This window comes from Streptomyces sp. NPDC056883, from assembly GCF_042788835.1.
In the GTDB taxonomy this organism is placed as follows: Bacteria; Actinomycetota; Actinomycetes; order Streptomycetales; family Streptomycetaceae; genus Streptomyces; species Streptomyces stoeckheimensis.
Genome location: NZ_JBHUBS010000027.1, coordinates 84,535 through 90,534 on the forward strand (window position 1 = coordinate 84,535; position 6,000 = coordinate 90,534).

General features: G+C 73.6%; 5 protein-coding genes and 1 pseudogene. 4 read left to right on the forward strand and 2 right to left on the reverse strand.

Features of this window, described 5'->3' with window-relative positions:
* Positions 1 to 85 precede the first annotated feature (85 nt).
* Both ACFRU2_RS38685 and ACFRU2_RS38690 read right to left on the reverse strand, forming a co-directional pair.
* Positions 86 to 868: an alpha/beta fold hydrolase gene (locus tag ACFRU2_RS38685; protein ID WP_382981004.1), complete on the reverse strand. Its 783-nt coding sequence runs from the start codon at positions 866 to 868 to the stop codon at positions 86 to 88.
* A 53-nt stretch (positions 869 to 921) separates the two neighbouring features.
* Positions 922 to 2,703 carry a dolichyl-phosphate-mannose--protein mannosyltransferase gene (locus ACFRU2_RS38690; RefSeq protein WP_382981005.1) on the reverse strand — a complete coding sequence of 594 codons (1,782 nt, stop codon included), beginning with the start codon at positions 2,701 to 2,703 and terminating at the stop codon, positions 922 to 924.
* An 89-nt stretch (positions 2,704 to 2,792) separates the two neighbouring features.
* Here ACFRU2_RS38690 and rsmI point away from each other — a divergent pair, with 89 nt between their 5' ends.
* From rsmI to ACFRU2_RS38710, 4 genes and pseudogenes are all read left to right on the forward strand, one after another.
* Positions 2,793 to 3,710, forward strand: a complete 918-nt coding sequence (gene rsmI, locus ACFRU2_RS38695) for a 16S rRNA (cytidine(1402)-2'-O)-methyltransferase (protein ID WP_382981006.1) — start codon at positions 2,793 to 2,795, stop codon at positions 3,708 to 3,710.
* Between the two features lie 310 nt (positions 3,711 to 4,020).
* On the forward strand, positions 4,021 to 4,392 hold the full coding sequence (locus tag ACFRU2_RS38700; RefSeq protein ID WP_382981008.1) for a hypothetical protein: 372 nt from the start codon (positions 4,021 to 4,023) through the stop codon (positions 4,390 to 4,392).
* A gap of 10 nt (positions 4,393 to 4,402) precedes the next feature.
* Positions 4,403 to 5,281, forward strand: coding sequence for a TatD family hydrolase (locus ACFRU2_RS38705; RefSeq protein ID WP_250737488.1), 879 nt, complete (start codon positions 4,403 to 4,405; stop codon positions 5,279 to 5,281).
* Between the two features lie 124 nt (positions 5,282 to 5,405).
* A pseudogene (locus ACFRU2_RS38710) lies at positions 5,406 to 6,000 on the forward strand (hypothetical protein); the annotation flags it as partial.

The window sequence follows — 6,000 nt, forward strand, 5'->3', positions numbered from 1 at the left end:
CCCGTGTGTCCGACCCCCGGTCCTTGAATGCTGAACGCGTTCAAGTAGCCCGTGGAGTAGACCTTACGTCGAACAGACAAACGGTTCAGGGCTTTGGTTGCGCTGGAACCAGTGCGTCCGCGACCGCCCGGGCGAAGCCGTCGGGGTTGTCGAGCATGATGTTGTGCCCCGACTCGGGGACGGCGACGACCGCCACTCCGGCCGCCTCCAGGGCTTCGGTTCCGGGGACGCGGCCGTCCTCGGCCGGAAACAGGAAGCTGCGCGGGATCTTCAGCTCCAGCAGCAGCTCGCGCATCGTCGGCGTCGTGCCCGCGGCCAGGTGGACGGCGCTGCGGTGCAGGGCGACGCGGCCGGCCAGCCGCATGGTGGACCACCAGTGCGCACCGACCCGGTCGCGCACCTCGGCCCAGCCGCCGGCCAGGAACTCCTGCTCGGTGTAGCCGGCGAGCCCGCTGCTGCCCTCGGCGGGGGGCCCGGGCGGGGCCGGGTCGAGGTTGGCGTCGACCAGCACCAGCCGGGAGACGAGGTGGGGGTGCCGGTCGGCCAGCACGATGGCGACGGCGCCGCCCATGCTGTGCGCGATCAGCTCGGCGGCGCCGGTGCCCGCCTGCTCCAGCGCCGCGGCGAGGGCGTCGGCATGCGCCTCCAGCGTGTACGAGAAGTCCTCGGGCCGGTCGCTGTGCCCGTGCCCCAGCAGGTCGATCAGCAGGGACCGCCGCCCGGCGAGCAGCGGATGCACGGCGCTCGCCGCGAAGTAGGCGGGCGAGGTGGACCCCAGCCCGTGCAGGTAGACCCGGGCCGGTTCGGCCCCGGGCAGTTCCACCCAGCGGATCCGGTCGCCTTCCGGCGTGACGACGGCACTCAGCATCCTGAAACTCCCCCGAGTCGATGTGGATCACGAGGGTAGTGCCCCCGTGTCCGCTACACCCAGGTGTCCAGCCACATCCGGTTCTGCCAGGAGTCCATCGGGATGGTCTGGCCGGTGTAGATGGGCCAGAAGTAGATGAAGTTCCACACGATCAGGAGCACCAGTACGCCCGCCGCCACCGCCCCCAGGGCGCGGCGGCGTTCCGAGGAGCCTGCCGGGCCCAGCAGGGCGCCGATCATCATGGCCACCGCCAGGCACAGGTACGGGACGAAGACCACCGCGTAGAAGAAGAAGATGGTCCGCTCCTGGTAGTTGAACCAGGGCAGCAGGCCCGCGCCCAGCGCGCACGCGATCGCGCCCGCCCGCCAGTCGCGGCGGAAGAACCAGCGCCACAGCACGTACAGCAGCGCGAAGCAGCCCGTCCACCACAGCAGCGGCGTGCCGAGCGCCAGCACCTCGCGCGCGCACTTGGCCGTCTCCGTCGCCGGGCAGCCGTCGGTGCCGGGTGCGGGGGACTCGTAGAAGTAGGAGACGGGACGGCCCAGGACCAGCCAGCTCCACGGGTTCGACTCGTAGGTGTGGCCCGAGGTCAGGCCCACGTGGAACTTGTAGACCTCCGTCTCGTAGTGCCACAGGCTCCGCAGCCACTCCGGGACGAAGGACCACGAGCTGTGCTGGTCGTTCTTGGCGGCCCAGTCGCGGAAGTAGCCGCCCTTGCCGTTGTCGGGGGAGAGGATCCAGCCGAGCCACGAGGCCACGTAGACGGAAATGGCCACGGGGACGGTCGAGAGGAAGCCGGGCAGCGCGTCGCGGCGCAGCATCGCCGCGTACGGGGCCCCCGCGCCCGCCGTGCGGCGCGCGGCCGCGTCCCACAGGACCATCAGCACGCCGAAGAAGGCCAGCACGATCAGGCCGTTCCACTTCGTGCCGAAGGCCAGGCCCAGGCAGACCCCGGCCAGGAGCCGGTACGGGCGCCAGCCCAGCTTCAGCGTCTCCGCGATCCGGGCGTCCGGCCGGGTCCGCCCCTCCTCGTCCACCGGGAGCGCCGCCGCGAGCCGGGCCCGCACCTTGTCCCGGTCGATCACCAGCGATCCGAAGGCCGCGAGCACGAAGAACATCAGCACCAGGTCGAGCAGGGCGGTCCGGCTCATCACCAGGTGCAGGCCGTCCACGGCCAGCAGGAGGCCGGCCAGGCAGCCCAGGAAGGTGGAGCGGAACAGCCGCCGACCGATGCGGCACAGCATCAGCACGGACAGGGTGCCGAGCAGCGCGGTCATGAACCGCCAGCCGAACGGATCGAAGCCGAACATCCACTCGCCCAGCCCGATCACCCACTTGCCGACCGGCGGGTGCACGACGTAGCCCGGGTCCAGCGGGAGCGGGACCCCGTCGGGGTTGGCGAGGATCGACTTGTCGATGTCCTTGGGCCAGCTCGCCTCGTAGCCCTGCTTGACCGTGGCCCAGGCGTCCTTGGCGTAGTACGTCTCGTCGAATATCACCGCCTTCGGGGTGCCCAGGTGCACGAACCGCAGCACCCCGGCGACCAGCGCCACCAGCAGCGGCCCGGCCCACGCCAGCACCCGCTCCCAGCGCTCCGCCGCGGCCGGCCCGATCCCGATCTGCGCCCACAGCTGCGCGGACGGCCGCGCGTACGGGGGCACCAGGCGGGTGCGGACGTCCGACTGCCGCTTCGCCCCGGCGGGCGGCACGTAGCCGAAGCCGCGCAGGCGGCGCAGCCAGGCGGACGGCTGGTCGGCGGGGTCCGGGCCGGGCCCGGCCTCGGTGGCGGGCGGGGCCCCCGCAGGGCTGGGCGGCGGCGTCGCGGTACTGGTCACCGGCACATCGTAGGGAACGAGCCTGTGCCAAACCCAGGGGGACGGGAGCGTCGGGGTGTACCGGTGGGGGCGGCTGAGAGGATGGGGCGGTGACCACTGACCAGCCCGGCTCCGCCGAAGCCCCCTCCCCGGCCCCCTCCGACGCACTCGCGGGAGGCGTTCTCGTCCTCGCCGGGACGCCCATCGGCGACCTCGCCGACGCCCCGCCGCGGCTCGCCACCGAGCTGGAGCGGGCCGACGTGATCGCCGCCGAGGACACCCGGCGGCTGCGCAGGCTGACGCAGGGCCTCGGCGTCTACACCACCGGGCGCGTCCTGTCCTACTTCGAGGGCAACGAGTCCGCGCGCACCCCCGAACTGGTCGAGGCCCTGGAGGCCGGCAAGCGCGTCCTGCTGGTCACGGACGCCGGCATGCCCTCGGTCTCCGACCCCGGCTACCGGCTCGTCGCCGCCGCCGTGGAGAAGGACATCAAGGTCACGGCCGTACCCGGGCCCTCCGCCGTGCTCACCGCGCTCGCCCTCTCCGGCCTGCCGGTCGACCGCTTCTGCTTCGAGGGCTTCCTGCCGCGCAAGGCCGGCGAGCGCCTCGGCAAGCTCCGCGAGGTCGCCGCCGAACGCCGCACCCTCGTCTACTTCGAGGCCCCGCACCGGCTCGACGACACCCTGGCCGCCATGGCCGAGGTCTTCGGCGCCGACCGGCGCGCCGCCGTCTGCCGCGAGCTGACCAAGACCTACGAGGAGGTCAAGCGCGGCGGGCTCGGCGAGCTGGCCGCCTGGGCCGCCGAAGGCGTGCGCGGGGAGATCACCGTGGTCGTCGAGGGCGCCCCGGCCGCGGCCCCCGGCGATGTGGACGCCGAGGAGCTGGTGAACCGGGTACGGGTGCGCGAGGAGGCGGGGGAGCGGCGCAAGGAGGCCATCGCGGCGGTCGCCGCCGAGGCCGGGGTACCCAAGCGCGAGGTGTTCGACGCGGTGGTGGCGGCAAAGAACGCGGCACAAAAGTCGCCGTGAGTCGGTAAAGAGCTAACCTGAAAAGCAAAGCTCAGACCGCGCACCGGGCGCTTTGGGCATGACTCGCCCAAGGACCGTCCAACACTGGACAGGGCCTGATGCGCTCCCGCCCGAAGAGGCGTCCACTGGCAAGGGAAGCAGTGGAACAAGAGGAGCTGGCATGAGTGAGATCGCCGAACCCCGACCCCTCCCCCAAACCGCCGGACCCGTCGCCTCGACCGTCGCCGCGCCGGCCGCCCAGGCCGTCCCCGCGACGGGGCCCGCTCCCGCCGGCGTACCGACGGTGCACGAGGCGTACTCCTTCGCCTGCATGAAGTGCGGCTACGGCTGGGAGCAGGGGTACGAGATAGAGCACCACACCGACGGCAGGGGCCTGCCGTTCATCGTCTACACGGCGGACGGCGAGCGGGTCCCCTCCCCCCTGTCCAACCCGACCTGCATGAACTGCGGCGGTCACGTGGTGCGGATCATGCGGGAGGGCCAGGTCAAGTCGGTCATCGGCATGCTCGACCAGCTCTACCACCACCGCGCGGCCCCGGGGATCGCCGGACCGGTGCCCGCCGGGTACACCGCGAAGCCCCCGAAGCCCCGCAAGGCCGCCCTGCACGAAGGCCCCGGACCGGTCGCGGTGGAACGGCCCGGCCTGATGGCCCGGCTGCTCGGGTTCTTCCGCCGGTCATAAGATCGGCCGTATGAGCCGTAGTACGTCGAACGACGCACCGCCCCCGCTGCCCGAACCGCTCCGGGTGGCGGTCGCCGACTCCCACACCCACCTGGACATGCAGTCCGGCACCGTCGAGGAGGGCCTCGCCAAGGCCGCCTCCGTCGGGGTGACCACCGTCGTCCAGGTGGGCTGCGACGTGAAGGGCTCCCGCTGGGCCGCCGAGACGGCCGCCGCGTACGAGAACGTCCACGCGGCCGTGGCCCTGCACCCCAACGAAGCCCCCCGGATCGTGCACGGGGACCCCGACGGCTGGTCGCGGCAGGGCGCCCGGACGGGCGGCGGCGAGGCCGCGCTCGACGACGCGCTCGCCGAGATCGAGGCCCTGGCGGCCCTCGCGCACGTGAAGGCGGTGGGCGAGACCGGACTCGACTACTTCCGGACCGGCCCGGAGGGCATGGCCGCGCAGGAGCGCTCCTTCCGCGCGCACATCGAGATCGCCAAACGGCAGGGCAAGGCCCTGGTCATCCACGACCGCGAGGCGCACGCGGACGTGCTCCGCGTCCTGCGCGAGGAGGGCGCCCCCGAGCGGACCGTCTTCCACTGCTACTCCGGAGACGCGGAGATGGCCCGGGAGTGCGCGGCCGCCGGCTACTACATGTCCTTCGCCGGGACCGTCACCTTCAAGAACGCGGCGCCGCTGCGCGAAGCCCTGGCGGTGGCCCCGCTGGAGCTGGTGCTCGTGGAGACGGACGCCCCGTACCTCACCCCGGCCCCGTACCGCGGACGGCCCAACGCGCCGTACCTCATTCCGCTGACCGTACGGGCCATGGCCGCGGTCCGCGGCATCGACGAGGACGCCATGGCGACGGCACTGGCGGCCAACACGGCCCGCGCCTTCGCCTACTGAGCACCACCGGAGAAACCCCTCACCCGTTCGCCACGTTCCGTAGTCGTTCCGCTTTGTAGCGTGACGGTCGCTCCGCTAGGGTGCCGTGCCCGAAGCAGCCGGACGGACCAGTGGAGCGAGCGCGATGAGCGATGTGGCCTGGCCGGCCGGTGGACGCGACCCCTGGGCCGCGGCCCAGGACCCGACCGGGGAACCGGGCACCCGCCCGGACCCGTACCTCGCCCCGGGCGCGGATCAGGACCTGATGGATCCGTACGCGGACCCGTACCCGGAGCCGGGCGCGACGCCCCCCGGCCAGGCCGCCGCGGGGGCCTACGAGGACGGGGACCGGTACCGGGACCTGGTGGCGACGGCCCCCGGCCCGGCCGCCGCGGGGCCCTACGAGGACGGGGACCGGTACCGGGATCTGGTGGCGACGGCCCCCGGCCCGGCCGCCGCGGGGCCCTACGGGGACGTGGAGCACTACGGGGACCCGGGGGCGCCTGCCCCGTCCCCGGACGCCGGACCGGCCCCCTACCGCAACCCGGAGCCGCTCCCGGGCCAGGGGACGGACCCCTTCCTCGGCCCGGGGCCGGACCTGGACTCGTTCCCCGGCTCGGGGCCGCACCCGGAGCCCGTGGTGCCGGCGCCCCGGGGCGGTGGGCGGCGACGGACGGCCGGCGAGCCGGGGGCGGGCCGCCGGGCCCGCGGCCGGGCCCCCGCCCCGGCCGGTCCGGCAC

Coding starts and splice junctions, on each gene's coding strand:
- ACFRU2_RS38685 (WP_382981004.1), bottom strand. CDS start 868: ATGCTGAGTGCCGTCGTCACGCCGGAAGGCGACCGGATCCGCTGGGTG.
- ACFRU2_RS38700 (WP_382981008.1), top strand. CDS start 4,021: ATGAAGTGCGGCTACGGCTGGGAGCAGGGGTACGAGATAGAGCACCAC.
- ACFRU2_RS38705 (WP_250737488.1), top strand. CDS start 4,403: ATGAGCCGTAGTACGTCGAACGACGCACCGCCCCCGCTGCCCGAACCG.